General features: G+C 65.4%; 14 protein-coding genes. 3 read left to right on the top strand and 11 right to left on the bottom strand.

The window, feature by feature from the left end:
- Positions 1 to 98: 98 nt before the first annotated feature.
- On the top strand, positions 99 to 1,091 hold the full coding sequence (locus AC1Q64_RS14545; protein WP_492251818.1) for a Bug family tripartite tricarboxylate transporter substrate binding protein: 993 nt from the start codon (positions 99 to 101) through the stop codon (positions 1,089 to 1,091).
- 68 nt (positions 1,092 to 1,159) lie between these two features.
- Here AC1Q64_RS14545 and AC1Q64_RS14540 read toward each other — a convergent pair whose 3' ends face one another.
- A complete protein-coding gene (locus AC1Q64_RS14540) occupies positions 1,160 to 1,459 on the bottom strand; it encodes a helix-turn-helix domain-containing protein (protein WP_492251817.1) in 300 nt (99 codons plus the stop codon).
- A gap of 253 nt (positions 1,460 to 1,712) precedes the next feature.
- Between AC1Q64_RS14540 and AC1Q64_RS14535 the strand changes: the two genes are divergently transcribed.
- Positions 1,713 to 3,716 carry a tetratricopeptide repeat protein gene (locus AC1Q64_RS14535; RefSeq protein ID WP_492251816.1) on the top strand — a complete coding sequence of 668 codons (2,004 nt, stop codon included), beginning with the start codon at positions 1,713 to 1,715 and terminating at the stop codon, positions 3,714 to 3,716.
- Here the strand turns inward: AC1Q64_RS14535 and AC1Q64_RS14530 are convergent.
- From AC1Q64_RS14530 to AC1Q64_RS14485, 10 genes are all read right to left on the bottom strand, one after another.
- A complete protein-coding gene (locus AC1Q64_RS14530) occupies positions 3,713 to 4,054 on the bottom strand; it encodes an EthD family reductase (protein ID WP_291437812.1) in 342 nt (113 codons plus the stop codon). The genes AC1Q64_RS14535 and AC1Q64_RS14530 overlap by 4 nt on opposite strands.
- Before the next feature lie 114 nt (positions 4,055 to 4,168).
- Positions 4,169 to 6,013: an ABC transporter ATP-binding protein gene (locus AC1Q64_RS14525; protein WP_492251815.1), complete on the bottom strand. Its 1,845-nt coding sequence runs from the start codon at positions 6,011 to 6,013 to the stop codon at positions 4,169 to 4,171.
- 93 nt (positions 6,014 to 6,106) lie between these two features.
- On the bottom strand, positions 6,107 to 6,574 hold the full coding sequence (locus AC1Q64_RS14520; RefSeq protein WP_492251814.1) for a CopD family protein: 468 nt from the start codon (positions 6,572 to 6,574) through the stop codon (positions 6,107 to 6,109).
- A gap of 135 nt (positions 6,575 to 6,709) precedes the next feature.
- Positions 6,710 to 7,042 (bottom strand): hypothetical protein, encoded by a 333-nt coding sequence (locus AC1Q64_RS14515; protein ID WP_492251813.1) that lies wholly within the window; start codon positions 7,040 to 7,042, stop codon positions 6,710 to 6,712.
- Positions 7,043 to 7,060: 18 nt separating this feature from the next.
- Complete coding sequence (locus tag AC1Q64_RS14510; RefSeq protein ID WP_492251812.1) at positions 7,061 to 8,428, bottom strand: sensor domain-containing protein; 1,368 nt, start codon at positions 8,426 to 8,428, stop codon at positions 7,061 to 7,063.
- Positions 8,429 to 8,533: 105 nt separating this feature from the next.
- Positions 8,534 to 9,403, bottom strand: coding sequence for an isocitrate lyase/PEP mutase family protein (locus AC1Q64_RS14505; RefSeq protein WP_492251811.1), 870 nt, complete (start codon positions 9,401 to 9,403; stop codon positions 8,534 to 8,536).
- Positions 9,404 to 9,482: 79 nt separating this feature from the next.
- Positions 9,483 to 10,670, bottom strand: coding sequence for a 2-methylaconitate cis-trans isomerase PrpF (gene prpF / locus AC1Q64_RS14500; protein ID WP_492251906.1), 1,188 nt, complete (start codon positions 10,668 to 10,670; stop codon positions 9,483 to 9,485).
- A gap of 41 nt (positions 10,671 to 10,711) precedes the next feature.
- Positions 10,712 to 13,348 (bottom strand): Fe/S-dependent 2-methylisocitrate dehydratase AcnD, encoded by a 2,637-nt coding sequence (gene acnD, locus AC1Q64_RS14495; RefSeq protein ID WP_492251810.1) that lies wholly within the window; start codon positions 13,346 to 13,348, stop codon positions 10,712 to 10,714.
- Between the two features lie 39 nt (positions 13,349 to 13,387).
- Positions 13,388 to 14,545, bottom strand: coding sequence for a bifunctional 2-methylcitrate synthase/citrate synthase (gene prpC / locus AC1Q64_RS14490; protein ID WP_492251809.1), 1,158 nt, complete (start codon positions 14,543 to 14,545; stop codon positions 13,388 to 13,390).
- Positions 14,542 to 14,937, bottom strand: coding sequence for an acyl-CoA thioesterase (locus tag AC1Q64_RS14485; RefSeq protein ID WP_492251808.1), 396 nt, complete (start codon positions 14,935 to 14,937; stop codon positions 14,542 to 14,544). Before AC1Q64_RS14485 ends, prpC begins: the two co-directional genes overlap by 4 nt.
- A 134-nt stretch (positions 14,938 to 15,071) precedes the next feature.
- Between AC1Q64_RS14485 and AC1Q64_RS14480 the strand changes: the two genes are divergently transcribed.
- Entirely contained in the window at positions 15,072 to 16,541 is a 1,470-nt protein-coding gene (locus AC1Q64_RS14480) for a short-chain fatty acyl-CoA regulator family protein (protein ID WP_291437803.1), read from the top strand.
- The last annotated feature ends 8 nt before the right edge of the window (positions 16,542 to 16,549 follow it).

Raw genomic sequence — 16,549 nt, 5'->3', positions numbered from 1 at the left:
GGTAAGGGCGTGCGTTCACAGGCTGCACCGACAACACGGCCTCCGCAGGCGCCCTCGCTCGTTGCCCCCTTTTTTCATTGCCCCTAGGAGACAAACACATGCAACGCAGAACCCTGGTCCAATCCGCAGCCCTGGCAGCTGCGGGCGCGCTGATGGCGCTGCCCGCCATGGCCCAGACCACCTGGCCCACCGGCAAAGCCATCAGCTACGTGGTGCCCTTTGCCGCCGGTGGCACCACCGACACCCTGGCCCGTCTGATCGGCCAGCAACTCGCCACAGCCCTGGGCACGACGGTGGTGGTGGAGAACAAGGGCGGTGCGGCTGGCAGCATCGGCTCGGAGGCCGCCGCGCGCTCGGCCCCGGATGGCTTCACGCTGCTGGGTGGCACGGTCAGCTCGCATGCCATCAACATCAGCCTGTACCCCAAGTTGGGCTACGACCCCATCAAGTCGTTCAGCCCCGTCACGCTGATCGGCACCAACCCGGTGGTGCTGGTGGTGTCGGCCAACAGCCCTTATAAAACCCTGAAGGACGTGCTGACGGCCGCCAAGGGCAAGCAGGGCGGCCTGTCGTCTGCGTCCGCCGGCACGGGCAGCTCGCAGCATCTGGCGGTGGAACTGCTGGCCTACAAGTCGGGCGTGAAGTTCACGCACATCCCCTACAAGGGCAGCGGCCCCGCCATCCAGGACGTGATCAGCGGCCAGGTGGACATGATGTTCGATACCACCGTGGTCGCTGCCCCCCACATCCAGAGCGGCAAGCTGCGCGCCATTGCCGTCACGTCGCCCAAGCGCTTGGCCTCCATGCCCGACGTGCCCACGGTGGCGGAGTCCGGCGTGGCCGAACTCAAGGACTTTGAGGTGCAGTCCTGGCAGGCGATTTTTGTGCCGGCGGGCACGCCCACCCCGGTGGTGAGCCGCCTGCACGACGAGATCCGTAAGATCCTCGCCCAGCCCGACATGCAGACCCGCCTCAAGGGGTTTGGCATGGAGCCTGCCGACATGAACGTGGCCCAGATCGCCACCTTCCAGAAGGCCGAGGTGGACAAATGGGCGCAGGTCATCAAGGCTGCCAACATCAAGGTGGACTGATCGCCCGGCCGATCCTGTTTTCTTCCGTAGAGACTTGGCGGAACTGCCTTTGGGCCGTTCCGCCTTTTTTATTGCGGGTTGGGCGCTGGCGCGCCGGCGGGAGCGTCCGTCGATGGCGAGCGATGTGCGAGCACGAGATCGGGATGCTGCCCGGTGAGCAACAGAAACATCGCGAACACAGGCCCCTGCATGTTGCGCTCGTCGGTCATGCTCTCCAGCGCCTGCCAGGTGCGCGACTGCACGCCGCCCCGGCTGCCGGTTTGCAGCGGGTAGCCCATGAGTTCGGCAGCTTGCGCCTGGCTGAGCCCGGCTGCAACGCGCGCGGCCTTGAGCTGCTCGCCGGTGGGTACAGGCATCGCAAGGGCCATGACAGAAAGGGGTGGCTGGGACATGTTTTGCTATAAAAAATAGAGCTATTGGCACATAGAGTATGGGCGCTACAGCCTATTTTTATCCAAAAATGAGAGCCCGTATCCGGGTGTGGTGCTGGCACATCACTGGACAACACAGAGAAGAGCCGCGATGCAGGCGAGCTGGGGCCGCTTCTAGAATTCGCTGGCACTTGACGAGCGTCAACGCCAACAACAAGCCGCGCCCCCAGCGGCATCCGAGGAGGGATCCGTGAGTTACACCATCCAGATCTGGGAGAAGCCCGCTGATTGGCCCTGGCCCGCCACCAAGGCCGAGGCGGACGCGCAGTACGAGCGCGTGGAGGCCGGCCCCCAGGTGCCGATAAACCCCCAATTCACTGCCTGGGCCCGGGCCGTCGAACTGCGCTTTGCCGGGTTCTGGGACATTTACCTCGGTGGTCCTGACATCACCGACCCGACCTTTGGCGTGGGCATCAACAACCGCTTCCCGGATTGGGGCCCGCCGTTTGACGATGGCTGGGAGCAGGCGGCCCGCCTGGGCCTGAACCTGTATGACCCGCAAAGTGGCGTGCACTACCTGGCCAATGGCGATGCCCCTGAAGAGCCCGACCTGCAAGTACGCCATGCTGCACGTGCCCGCCAGGCGGGCGACGATGCCACGGCCTGGGCTGAGTACCGGCGTTGGGCTGCGCGGGGCAACCCCCATGCGGTCTACGCCTTGGGCCGGTCACTGCGCTTTGGCACCATGGGCCAGCGCAGGCATTTCGATCTGGCGGCTGCACTGCAGCTCATGGGGGCGCACGATGCGGAGACCCGCAAGGATGCCCAAGCCTTCTACGAGCGCTTTCCGGACAAGGCGAAGGAGCGTATACAGGCTCTGATGGCGCGACTAAAGGCTGCCCTTGGGGAGCAATTGCTGCGCATCGTGGACGAAGAGCGCAAGGCGGTGGACGACGCTGTGGCCCGCAGCGAACAGTTTGCGCTGTACTCGCGCAGGCGCATTGAAGCCGCCGACGCTCTGGCGCCCGCCGCAGCCCAAGGGCATGAGGTCGCGGCCTACCTGGACGCGCTGGAAACGGTGATCGGCTGGGAGCAGCCCAACTACGAAAACGCCCGCACCTGGTGCCAGCGTGCGGCCGAATGGGACCACGAGCCAGCCAAGCGCCTTTTGGCTGTGATGTACGAGCGCGGTTGGGGCGGGCCAGTGGACGCACAGCAGGCCGCGAAGTGGAACACCGCCGCGCAAGAGCAAAGGCAGCGCGCGCAGAAAAAGAAGCAGGCCCAGGAAGCGTCCGAATCGCCCGGTGGCCTGAGCCTGGCGCCTATGGCTGCGGCTTCGTCTGCACCAGGCGCTGCACCGCCCCTGGTGTGGACCGGCAACATCCTGCGCGACCTGCCGGGCTGGTATGCCCGCGAGGGTGACCCGCACGCGGCCTTTCACCTGGGCACCAGCGACGAGCATGGCCGCTATGGTGGCCCCGTGAACCTGGCCCAGGCCCGCGCCTGGTACGCCCAGGCCGCCGAGGCGGGCCACGCCGATGCCACCTACAACCTGGGCACCTTCATCGAGAGCGGCAAGGGTGGCGCCAAAGACACACTGGTGGCCAAGGCGCTGTTCATGCTGGCCAATACCCGTGGCACCACCATGCAGATTGCCGACCTGCGCATCAAGCCACAGGATCAGGGGCCCGTACGCGCGCTGGTGACGGCCCTGCGCGAGCCGGGGCGGCTACGCGCCGTGCTGCAAGAGCGTGGGCTGTCGCCCAGCATCGCAGTGCCTGGCGCGTCGTCATCTGCCGCGGTGGCTGGTGCAGTTGCTGCAGGACTTTCCGCCACGGAGTGGGGGAGGGCCGACGGGGGCCCTGCAGCCCTCGCAGCGCCTGCGCGTGCCCAGCCTTCCCACACACCGTCGCCCAGCCGCTCGCGCAGCCGGGCGGACGATGATGAGGAGGAAGACGACGGGCGCAGCCACGGTGCACGGTCCTCGTTTTCCATCCACCTGGGCCATGTGGCGCTGGCCTTTGGCGTCGCCAATGCCGTGCTGCTCATCGCCTTCTTCAAGCCTGGTGCGAGCTTTCGCATGGGCATGTTTGGCCTGGGGCTGGTCGCAGCCTTTGGTGCCTGGCGCACGGCGCGCGATTTTGACTGGTCGATCCCGGCGCGCGCTCTGGTGGCCGTATTGGCCGCGGTGCCGATGCTGGGCATGGCTGTATGCCTGGGCCTGCTGTTCAAAGCGGTGCGCGAGCGCGGTTAAGCGGGTTCTTGAGCGGCTGTTACCTCGTGCTCCAGCATCTGCGCAAAGTAGGACTCGGGCTGGATGTTGGTGTAGTTGGGAATGTCTGCCGACAGCTCAGCCATCGTCGCCTTGGCGGCCGTTTGGGCCTGCTTCAGGTCGCTGAAGAACGCGTTGGTCAGCGCCACCACCTGGCCCGGACGCGGCTCGCCAGGGTATAAAACACGGTCGCTCTCCAGCCGCACCAGGCCCAGCGGCTGCAATGCTGCGCGGGCGATGCGCATGTGCTCGGAGTGGTAGTAGTCGTGGTTGAAGGTGGCGGCCTCACGCCAGCGGTAAACGGCGGTGACTTTGATCATCGGTGCGATTCCATCCGGTGGTTGAAACCCGCCACCGTAGGGACAACACACCCGCTGCACAGCCGCGTGCGCGACAGCGTGTCGCCCATGCGGCTCATGTCCGTCCTCGCCGACTCAGTCTTCTTCCGATTCGCCTAGGAAGCCACCGCTCTGGTGCCCCCACAGCCGGGCATACATGCCGCCCTGGCCCAGCAGCTGCGAGTGGGTGCCTTCTTCGACGATACGACCTGCATCCATCACGATGAGTCGGTCCATGGCTGCGATGGTGGACAGGCGGTGGGCAATGGCGATCACCGTCTTGCCTTGCATCAGGCCGTCCAGGCTTTGCTGGATGGCGGCTTCGACCTCGGAGTCGAGCGCGCTGGTGGCTTCGTCCAGCAACAGGATGGGCGCGTCTTTCAGCATCACGCGTGCAATGGCCACGCGCTGGCGCTGCCCGCCCGAGAGCTTGACGCCGCGCTCACCTACATGGGCGTCGTAGCCGGTGCGGCCCTGCAGGTCGGTGAGCGTGGCGATGAAGTCTGCGGCCTCTGCGCGCGCGGCCGCCTGGTGCAGGTCGGCCTCGCTGGCATCGGGGCGGCCATACAGGATGTTGTCGCGCATGGAGCGGTGCAGCAACGAGGTGTCTTGCGTGACCATGCCGATGTGACGGCGCAGGCTGTCCTGCGTGACATTGGAAATGTCCTGCCCGTCGATGAGGATACGGCCAGACTGCACGTCATGAAAGCGCAGCAGCAGGTTGACCAGGGTGGACTTGCCCGCGCCCGAGCGGCCAATCAGGCCGATCTTCTCGCCGGGGCGGATGGTCAGGTTGAGGCGGTCGATCACCGGGCGGGCATCGGGGCCGCTACCGTAGGCAAAGCTCATGTCCTCAAAACGCACCTCGCCCTGGGTCACGGCCAGGGGCTTGGCGTCGGGGGCATCGACCACGGCGCGCGGCCTGGTCAGCGTGTTGATGCCGTCCTGGATGGTGCCCACGCTCTCAAACAGAGTGGTCATCTCCCACATCACCCAGTGCGCGTGGCCCGACACGCGCAGCGTCATCGCGGTGACGGCGGCCACGGCACCCGCACCCACCTCACCGGCAGACCATAGCCACAGGGCCGTGCCACACGCGCCGAGAATCATGGCCACCACCAGCAGCTGGTTGACGATCTCGAACAGGCTCACCAGGCGCATCTGCGCATAGCCGGTGAGCTTGAACGCGTCCATGGCGGCACGCGCGAACTCAGATTCGCGCCGCGTGTGTGAAAACAGCTTGACGGTGGCGATGTTGGTGTAGGCATCGGTGATGCGCCCGGTCATGACCGAACGCGCATCGGCCTGCGCCTTGCCCACCTGGCCCAGGCGCGGCACAAAGTACCAGCAGGCCAGGCCATAGGCCACCATCCAGGCGGCAAACGGCAGCAGCAGCCGCGCGTCAAACCCGGCCAGCAGCACAAGGATGGTCACCAGGTAGATGCCCATGCCAATCACCACGTCGGTGGTCGTGAAGATCATGTCGCGCACGGCCAGTGCGGTCTGCATGATCTTGGTGGTGATGCGGCCCGCAAACTCGTCGGCGTAGAACGCCATGCTCTGGCCCAGCATCAGCCGGTGAAAGTTCCAGCGCAGGCGCAGCGGAAAGTTGATGGCCAGCACCTGGTGCTTGATGCTGGTCTGCAAGGCGACCAGCACTACAGATACCAGCAGCAGCGCCGTGATACCGATCAGCGCGTCCTGGCGCTCGGCCCACAGTGCGCCGGGGGCAGTCGTGGCAATCCAGTCCACCACATGGCCCAGCACCGCAAACAGCAGCGCTTCGTAAATGGCGATGGCGGCGGACAAGCCTGCCATGGCGGCCACATAGCCTCGCAGGCCACGGGTGCCATCCCACACAAAGGCCAAAAAGGCCTTGGGAGGCAAGTGCGGCTCTGCGGCGGGGTAGGGGGGAAGCCGGCTTTCGAAGAATCGGAACAACGTCAAAACTCCTGGGGCCACATGGCAGGCACCGCCGCGCAGTGCGGCGGCCCGTGGGCCCATCAACATGGGGCGGCGCAGCGGGACTGCAGGCTAGGCCAGCAGCGTGACCACGACGATCACCACACCCAGCGCCAGGTTCACGCCCACCCAGCTGCGGATGCTGCCCAGGGCCTTGGCGCCGCTGGGCCAGTCCGACGCTGCTACCGCGCGCTGCAGGCGCCGGAACAGCGCAAAACGGATGTGGCCGAAGATGGCCATCATCACCAGGCCGAGCGTGGCCATGATGGTCCAGTCCAGTGGCATGGAGAACGTACCGCCCGTCTGAACGGCCTGCTTGGCCGCGCGGCCGATCATCCACAGGCCACTGGCCAGCACCACCACCACGGCGACGGTTACCGCCACAAAAAAGCGTTGCAGCACGTCATGCATCAGCCGTACGCGTTGCGGTGGCTCCAGCGACTGCGCGGCAGGCCGCAGGAAAAAGTGGGCAAACACCATACCCCCCACCCAGACGATGATGGACAGGACATGGACAAGCTTCAAGGCGTTGTAGAGCATGGGTGTGGGGCGCTGGGCACCAGGTGTTGTGAAGCGACCCGGGGATGGGCCGGCGCATCGGGCTGAGTGGCAACGGATGCAAGGCAGCATTGTGCGGTGATACGCCTGCGGCGGTCGGCCCCGGCCCGAGAACCCCTATGTGCCTGCGTGGCCATGCGGACCGCGCAAGAGTGCACGCGCCAGTCGCCACAGCGGGGGCAGGAGCAGGGCCGTGGCGATTGGCACCCAGACGGCCAGGTAACACCAACTGGCTGGCCCGCTGTGGCCCACACTCTCGATGCCAGTCGTGTGCTCCAGCCATGACCATACGGGAAAAAGCAGGAGGGTGATGGCCAGGGCCACCGGCACGGCCACCACAGCCAGTCCCAATCGCACGGCCAGTTGCAGCATGGGCGCCTTGGCTGCGGTGAGTGCACACGCCGCAGTCACGTCAGGGGCGTCAGGGTCAGGGCAGGGCGTGTGCGCCACGGGCAGGGGATGCGGACGTCAGGAATGCTGGGGCACCAGTGCCACCCGCACCTGGTTGCCCCCGTTCCGCTTGGACAGGTACATGGCCTCGTCGGCGCGACCCAACAGGCGGTGCTCTTCGCCGCCATGCTCGGGGTAGATGGCCACGCCAATGCTGGGCTGGATGTACACGCGCTGGCCTTCTAGGTCGAAGTCCTGGCCAAAGGCTGCGAGTATCTTGTCGGCCGCTGCACTGGCGTGCTCGCGGGCCTGGCCCCCTTCGAGCAGCACCACAAATTCATCACCGCCCAGCCGTGCCACGGTGTCGGATGCGCGCACGCATTCGAGCAACCGCTGCGCCACGCGCTGCAGCAGCAGGTCGCCCATGGCATGGCCCAGGGTGTCGTTCACCTCTTTGAAGCGGTCCAGGTCAATGAACAGCAGCGACAGCAGCGTCTGGTCGCGCCGCGCGCGGGCCAGGGCGGTCTTGAGGCGGTCCAGGAACAGCGGGCGATTGGGCAGGTGCGTGAGCTGGTCGTACTGCGCCATGTGTTCCAGGCGCTCATAAATCTGCTTGCGTTCGATGGCTGCGGCCACCTGGGTGGAGACAAACTGCAGCAGATCCTTGTCCTTGTCGGTGTAGCGGCCTTGTTCTGTATAACTTTGCAGAACCAGCGCGCCCAGTGGCCCGCGCGGCGTTTGCAAAGGCGCCCCTAGCCAATAAAGCGCTCCCTGTGTGGCGGGCCCAGCAGCGCGCCAGTGTGTGGACTTCGATACCGAGACTTGTGGTGTGAGCAGCAAGGTGGCACCGCCACGGATCACCTCCGCATAGCGTGGATCCTCGGCCAGCGCCATGGGCTCGGGCGCGGGAAGATGTTCGTTGACGTGGTACGTAAAGCTCAGCCGGTCATCGTGCGCGCTGTACAAGGCCACCGCAAAATTGGTGGCGGGCAAAAGAGTGCCGATGATCTGGTGGATGTGTTGAAACAGCGCCTGCAGGTTGTGTGTGGTGTGCGCGGCTTCGGAGATGGCGTAGATCACCGCCTGCATCGACTCAGTGGCCTTGCGCTCGGTGATGTCATGGGCCACAGCAAGCCGTACCTGCCTGTCTGGCAGCCAGCGTGCTGTCCAGAGGATGTGCGCAATGGATCCGTCCTTGCGCACATAGCGGTTTTCAAACTGTAGCTGCAGTTCGCCTTGCGTCACGCTCTGGGCTTGACGCTGCGTGGCGGCGAGGTCTTCCGGGTGCACCAGATCCAGCATGCGTTTGCCGACGACTTCCTCGGGCGCGTATCCGAAGATGCGCTCGAAAGCAGAACTGACGAACACAATTGTGCTGTCCGCTTGAACAATGCAGACGGCGTCCAGCAACGAATTCGCCAAATTGAGTGAAGAAATGCTTTGCATCAGGCAGCGTGCACTGTGTGGCGGAATGAACCATTGTGCGCTGCGCTGGTGGCTTGTGCTGTCTCAAATGCAAAAATGCGACATGTGCTTGCCCCGTTCGCTACGCTACGGCCTGGCGTACTTTGCCTCCAGCGCATCCCAGTCGGCCTTGCGCACCAGCCGCTGGCGCTCGGCAAACGGCGCCACCAGCGTGGGGTCCTCGTCGATGCGCCGGGTGTCGCGTAACACGGTCAATGCCTTTTGCATGCCCGCCACCGCACCTTGCAGCGCCGCGTTGGCATACAGCACCAGGCCGTAGCCCAGGGTGGCCAGCTCTTCGGCGCTGGTGATGGGCGTCTTGCCACCGATCACCATGTTCATGAGCTGCGGCGCCGCCAGCCGCTGGGGCAGGGCACGGATCTCTTCCAGCGTGGTGACGGCCTCCACAAACAGGATGTCGGCGCCTGCCTCCTGAAAGCGCTGGGCGCGCTCCACGGCGGCCTCAAAGCCCTGCGTGGCGCAGGCGTCGGTGCGAGCGAGGACAAGGGTGTCCGCGTCACGGCGTGCATCCACGGCCGCCTTGATCTTGTCCAGCATCTCGCAGGTAGCGATTACTTCCTTGCCGTTGAAATGCCCGCAGCGCTTGGGGCTGACCTGATCTTCGAGCTGGATGCAGTCGGCGCCTGCGCGCTCCAGCGTTCGCACCGCGTGGTAAGTGTTGAGCGCGTTGCCAAAGCCCGTGTCGGCATCGACGATGAGCGGCAGGTGCTCCACAGCGTCGCGCATGCGGGCTGTATGGTCGGCAATGTCGGTCAGGCCCATGAAGGCCTGGTCCGGCAGGCCAAACCACATGTTGGTCACACCTGCACCGGTGACGTAAATGGCTTCAAAACCCAGGTCTGCCACCACGCGGGCGGACAGGGCGTTGAACGCGCCCGGCACGATGACGCCACGGCGGGCTTGGACCAGGGCTTTGAGTTGCTGTTTGGTATTCATGGAACAGATGGGGATTGATGTTGCTATATTTTTGATAGCTTATGGCGCATGTTTCACTAGCGCATGGCGTGGTTTTGGCTCAAAAAGTGTCGCTGGGCACCCTGACCCAGCCTTCCATGAGGATGCGGGCACTGCGGCTCATCAGGGCCTTGGTCACCTTCCACTGGCCGTTGATCTGTGCTACTTCAGCCCCCACACGCAGGGTGCCCGAGGGGTGGCCAAACCGCACGCTGCTGCGCACGCCGCCGCCAGCCGCCAGGTTGACCAGCGTGCGGGGGACTGCTGCGGCAGTGCCAATGGCCACCGCCGCGGTGCCCATCATGGCGTGGTGCAACTGGCCCATGGAGAGCGCGCGCACCAGCAGGTCGATGTCTTTGGCGTCGATGGCTTTGCCGCTGGAGGCCGTGTAGCTGGCCGGTGGCGCGACGAATGCGATCTTGGGGGTGTGCTGACGGGTTGCGGCCTCGCTCATGTGCTGGATCAGGCCCATGCGGAGGGCACCGTAGGCACGGATAGTCTCGAAGCGTGCCAGCGCCCCTGCATCGCCGTTGATCGCGCCCTGCAGCTCGGTGCCCGTGTAGCCCAGCTCTTGCGCGTTGAGAAAGATGGTTGGGATGCCTGCGTTGATCAGCGTGGCGGCGAAGCTGCCGACGCCCGGGACTTCCAGCGTGTCCACCACGTTGCCAGTCGGGAACATGGCGCTCCCTTCATCGTCATCGTCAGCCGGGTCGATGAACTCCAGCGCCACCTCGGCTGCCGCAAACGTCACGCCGTCCAGTTCAAAGTCACCCGTTTCCTGCACCTGCCCATTGTTCATCGGCACATGCGCCACGATGGTCTTGCCGATGTTGGCCTGCCAGATGCGGACCGGAAAGGTACCGCTCTGGGGAATGCGCGCCGCATCGATCAGCCCCATGTGGATGGCGCAGGGCCCCACGGCGGCTGAAAGGTTGCCGCAGTTGCCGCTCCAGTCCACGAACGGCTGGTCGATGGACACCTGGCCAAACAGGTAGTCCACCTCATGCCCCGGCTGCGTGCTGCGGCTCAGGATCACGGCTTTGCTGGTGCTGGACGAGGCATTGCCCATGCCGTCGATCTGCTTGCCATAGGGGTCGGGACTGCCCAGCACACGCAGCAGCAAGGCGTCGCGCGCCGTGCCGGGTTGTTGGGCGGAGGCGGGCAGGTCGTCGAGGCGAAAGAACACGCCTTTGCTCGTGCCCCCCCGCATGTAGGTGGCGGGAGTGCGTATCTGTGGTGCCGATGAAATGCTCATGGAGATTTGTCAAAATTGATAGCGTTTGGCGCTTTTTAGGCGGGCGCCAGAGCCTGTTTTTGGCCTGCATTCTTGGCGAGGAAGTCTTGCGCAAAGCGTTGCAGGACGCCGCCCGCTTCGTAGATGGAGACCTCTTCGGCCGTGTCCAGGCGGCATGTCATGGGCACCTTTGTTTCCTCGCCATTTTTGCGGCGGATGACCAGGGTGAGGTCGGCGCGGGGTTTCATCTCTCCCTCCACGCCATAGATCTCCGTCCCATCCAGCACCAGCGTGGTGCGGTTGACCCCCGCCCCAAACTCCAGCGGCAGCACCCCCATGCCAATCAGGTTGGTCCGGTGAATGCGCTCAAACCCTTCAGCCACCACCACCTCCACGCCCGCCAGGCGCACACCCTTGGCGGCCCAGTCGCGACTCGACCCCTGGCCGTAGTCGGCACCGGCAATGATGATCAACGGCTGGCGACGGTTCAGATAGGTATCGATGGCCTCCCACATGCGCATCACCTGGCCATCGGGCTCCACGCGGGCGAGCGATCCTTTCTTCACCTGGCCATCCACCACGGCCATTTCATTGACGAGCTGCGGGTTGGCAAACGTGGCGCGCATGGCGGTGAGGTGGTCGCCCCGGTGCGTGGCGTAGGAGTTGAAGTCCTCCTCGGGCACGCCCATGCGGGCCAGGTATTCGCCCGCTGCGCTGTTCCGCAGGATGGCGTTCGAGGGTGACAGGTGGTCGGTGGTGATGTTGTCGGGCAGGATGGCCAGCGGGCGCATGCCCTGCAGGGTGCGCGGTGTCGCGGCCAGCGCGCCGATGCCTTCGGTGTCCCAGTAAGGCGGGCGGCGGATGTAGGTGGACTGTGGCCGCCAGTCGTATTGGGGCGACACGCGCTGGCCATCATCGTGCCGGATGGCGAACATGGGCTCGTACACGGCGCGGTACTGCGCGGGTTTGACGGCTGCCTTGACCACCGCGTCGATTTCCTCGTCGCTGGGCCACAGGTCTTTGAGGCGGATTTCCCGTCCGTGCACCACCGCCAGCACATCCTTCTCGATGTCAAAACGCACCGTGCCCGCAACGGCATAGGCCACCACCAGAGGGGGCGAGGCCAGAAACGCCTGCTTGGCATAGGGGTGGATACGCCCATCGAAATTGCGGTTGCCCGAGAGCACGGCGGTGGCGTACAGGTCGCGGTCGATGATTTCCTGCTGGATCGCTGGGTCCAGCGCGCCACTCATCCCGTTGCAGGTGGTGCAGGCAAAGGCCACGATGCCAAAGCCGAGCTTTTCCAGGTCGGCCAGCAAACCGGCTTCTTTCAAATACAGCTCTACCGCCTTGGAGCCGGGCGCGAGCGAGGTCTTGACCCAGGGCTTGCGCGTGAGGCCCAGCTGGTTTGCGTTGCGCGCCAGCAGGGCCGCAGCAATCACGTTGCGCGGGTTGGAGGTGTTGGTGCAGCTGGTGATGGCGGCAATGACCACGGCGCCATCGGGCATCGTGCCTTCACCCCGCGACGGCATGGCCCAGGGGCCCGCGATGCCTTTGGCGACGAGTTCGGATGTGGCCACGCGCGCGTGCGGGTTGGAGGGACCGGCCAGATTGCGCACCACGCTCGACAGATCGAACACCAGGTTGCGCGCATAGACCGCGCCCTGGAGCGTGCAGGACCACAAACCCGCCGCCTTGGCATAGGTCTCGACCAGCCTCACCTGGCCGGCCTCGCGGCCGGTCAGCCGCAAGTACTCCAGCGTCTGCTCGTCGATGCTGAACAGGGCTGCCGTGGCGCCATATTCAGGCGCCATGTTCGAGATGGTAGCGCGGTCGCCAATGGTGAGCTTGACTGCGCCCTCGCCAAAGAACTCCAGGTAGGCGCCGACCACCTTGGCCTTGCGCAAAAACTCGGTGAGCGCCAGCACCACATCGGTGGCGGTGATGCCGTCCTGGCGCTGGCCGGTCAGCTGTACGCCCACGATCTCGGGCAGCCGCATCATCGATGCGCGGCCCAGCATCACGTTCTCGGCCTCCAGGCCGCCCACGCCGATGGCAATCACGCCCAGCGCGTCCACATGCGGCGTGTGACTGTCCGTGCCCACGCAGGTGTCGGGGTAGGCCACGCCGCCTTGTACTTGCACGACCGGCGACATCTTCTCCAGATTGATCTGGTGCATGATCCCGTTCCCCGCCGGGATCACATCCACATTGGCAAAGGCCTTTTTCGTCCACTCGATGAAGTGAAAGCGGTCTTCGTTGCGGCGGTCTTCGATGGCGCGGTTCTTGGCAAACGCATCGGGGTCGAACCCGCCACATTCCACGGCCAGCGAATGGTCCACGATGAGCTGCACCGGCACGACAGGGTTCACCTGGGCCGGGTCGCCACCCTCCTTGGCAATCGCATCGCGCAGGCCCGCCAGGTCCACCAGGGCGGTTTGGCCCAGGATGTCGTGGCACACCACGCGCGCCGGGTACCACGGAAAGTCGCGGTCATTGCGGCGCTCGACGAGCTGGCGCAGGCAGTCGTCGATGGTGGCCGGATCAGTACGGCGCACGATGTTTTCGGCAAACACGCGGGCGGTGTAGGGCAGGGTGGCCCAGGCGCCGGGTTGCAGGGCTTCGACCGCCTCGCGGGCGTCAAAGTAGTCGAGCTGCGTGCCAGGCAGCTTCTTGCGGTACAGAGTGTTCATGAACGTGGGGAAGGGGCTGGGGGCGTCTTGTGCCTTGTTCTACTTGCGGTCCTGGATCGGCACAAACGCCAGGTCTTCCGGCCCGGTGTAGTTCGCACTCGGCCGGATGATCTTGTTGTCGATGCGCTGCTCGATGATGTGCGCCGCCCAGCCACTGGTGCGTGCGATGACGAACAGCGGCGTGAACATGGCGGTGGGCACGCCCATCATGTGGTAGCTCACGGCGCTGAACCAGTCGAGGTTGGGGAACATTTTTTTCACCTCCCACATCACGGTCTCCAGCCGCTCCGCAATGTCGAACATCTTGGTGCTGCCAGCGTCTTGCGACAGGCTGCGTGCCACGCCCTTGATGACGACGTTGCGCGGGTCGCTTACCGTGTAGACCGGGTGGCCGAATCCGATGACCACCTCCTTGGCCTCCACGCGGCGGCGGATGTCGGCTTCGGCCTCGTCGGGCGAGTCATAGCGCTTCTGAATTTCAAACGCCACTTCATTTGCACCACCATGCTTGGGCCCGCGCAGCGCGCCGATGGCGCCGGTGATGGCCGAATACATGTCGCTGCCCGTGCCGGCCACCACCCGGGCGGTGAAGGTGGATGCGTTGAACTCGTGCTCGGCATACAAGTTGAGCGAGGTGTGCATCGCACGCTCCCAGGCAGCGCTGGGTTTGGCACCATGCAGCAGGTGCAAAAAGTGCGCGCCGATGGAGTCGTCATCCGTCTCCACCTCGATGCGGCGGCCCGAGCTGGCCCAGTGGTGCCAATAGAGCAGCATGGAGCCCAGTGATGCCATCAACCGGTCGGCAATGTCGCGCGCGCCCGGCAGGTTGTGGTCGTCCTTTTCAGGCAGCGCACAGCCCAGGGCCGAGACGCCCGTGCGCATCACGTCCATGGGGTGGCTGGCGGCAGGCAGTTGCTCCAGCGCCTGCTTGACCGACAGCGGCAGGCCGCGCAGGGCCTTGAGCTTGGACTTGTAGGCACGCAGTTCGGCGCGTGTGGGCAGCTTGCCGTGTACCAGCAGGTGGGCGATTTCTTCGAATTCGCAGACCTCGGCAATGTCGAGGATGTCGTAGCCCCGGTAGTGCAGGTCGTTGCCCGTGCGGCCTACGGTGCACAGGGCGGTGTTGCCCGCCGTCACGCCCGAGAGCGCGACGGACTTCTTGGGCCTGAAGCCCGGGGTGTCTGCGGTGGTGGTCATGCGGTCTCCTGGTTCAGATACGAATTGGTGATGGCAACGGGACGGCCTTTGGCATCCACCGCCACCATTTCAAAAATCCCCTTCAGCACCTCTTCTGGGGGAGAGCCCAGCGTGGCGGCCAGGCACGTCACACACACGGTGAGCGAGCTGCGCCCGATGCGGCTGACCCAGGCGCGCAGGGTGAGCACATGGCCCACGGGCACGGGGGCCAGAAAACGCACATCGGTCACGCCCGCCATCACCACGTCGCGCTGCGCGGCGCCGCGCGCTGCCAGAAACGCCGCCTTGGCCATGAGCTGCAGGGCGTTGCCGCCAAACAGCGTGCCGTAGTGGTTGGCTTCGGCAGGGAACACGATTTCCGTCAGCTCGACGGTGCCAGTAGGGGTTGTCATGCTTCGCAATTTACGCACAATGGAATCCCTCTGTAAGTCCTGAATTGGCGAATGATTGCGAATGCAAAACCGTCAATTTGCAAATATTGCGAATGATGGTGAAGGTGCTACCAAGCACCACTGAGAAAGATCGAATGAAAAAAACCTTCATGGGCGTGCGCCTGCGCCGCCTGCGCGAAGAGCGCGGCATGACCCAGATTGCGCTGGCGCGGGCGCTGGACCTGTCCGCCAGCTACCTCAACCAGCTGGAGCAGAACCAGCGCCCGCTCACGGTGCCTGTGCTGCTCAAGATCAATGCTGTGTTCGGCGTGGACGTGCAGCGCTTTTCGGATGACGATGAGGCGCGCCTCATCACCGGCCTGCGCGAGGTGCTGGCGGACCTGCCTGCGGGCCTCGCCGGAGACGGCGCTGGCGATGCCGTGTCCCTGGCCGAGATCCGCGAGCTGGCCGCAGGTATGCCCGCCGTGGCGCGCACGCTGCTGGCGTTGCACCAGCGGCACCGCCAAGCGCTGGAGCGGCTAGAGGCGCTGGGCAGTCTGGGTGACGACCGCAGTGGGGTGGCCCCACTGCCCAGCCACCCGCCCATGGCCTATGAAGAGGTGCGCGACTTCTTCTTTGCGCGCCAGAACCACATTGCCGAGCTGGACGACGCGGCCGAGCGATGTGCCGCCGACTGGGGCCTGCTGCCCGGCCGGGCCGATGAGGCGCTGGCCCAACGCCTGCTCGTGGCCCACGGGGTGCGCGTGGTGGATGTGGCCGACCTGCCTGGCCAGGCGCAGCGCGTGTTCCAGGCCGAGGCCGGGCTGCTGCAGCTGGCGGCGGGGTTGGAGCGCGGGCAGCGCGCGTTCCAGATGGCGACGCAGCTGGCATTTCTGGAGCAGGGTGACGCGCTGCAGCGCATTGCCGACGGCGCCGCGCTATCGAGTGACCAGGCCCGGGCCCTGGCGCGCATTGGCCTGGCCAACTACTTTGCTGGGGCGCTGGTGCTGCCCTACGCGGCCTTTTTGCGGGCGGCCGAGGCTGCGCACTACGATATCGACCGGCTGGGCCACCAGTTTGGTGTGGGGTTCGAGACGGTGTGCCACCGCCTGTCCACGCTGCAACGGCCCAGCGCGCGTGGCGTGCCTTTTTTCTTTATTCGGGTGGACCGGGCGGGCAACATCAGCAAGCGGCAGTCGGCCACACACTTTCACTTCAGCAAGATCGGCGGCACCTGCCCGCTGTGGAACGTGTACGAGGCTTTTGCCCAGCCGGGCCGCACCGTGCCGCAGGTGGCGCGCATGCCAGATGGGCGCGCCTACCTGTGGGTGGCACGCACGGTATCGCGCAGCGGGGGCGGGTGGGGCGTGCCGGGCAAGGAGTTCTCGGTGGCGCTGGGCTGCGACATCCGGCATGCCGCGCAGCTGGTGTATGCGCGCGGGCTGGACCTGGCCGACCCCGAGGCGGCCGTGCCGATTGGCATGGGCTGCAAGGTGTGCGAGCGGGATGCGTGCCCGCAGCGGGCGTTTCCGCCCATCGGGCGGGCGCTGGATGTGAACGAAAACCGCAGCCAGTTTGCGCCATACCCCGTCGCATCGGGAGCGCTCATTGGGGTAAACCCGTGACCGTATGG

The sequence above is a fragment of the Acidovorax sp. GW835-FHT14G06 genome (assembly GCF_058793595.1).
The sequence above is the reverse complement of the archived record's forward strand: the minus strand, read 5'-3'. Positions and strand labels throughout refer to the sequence as shown.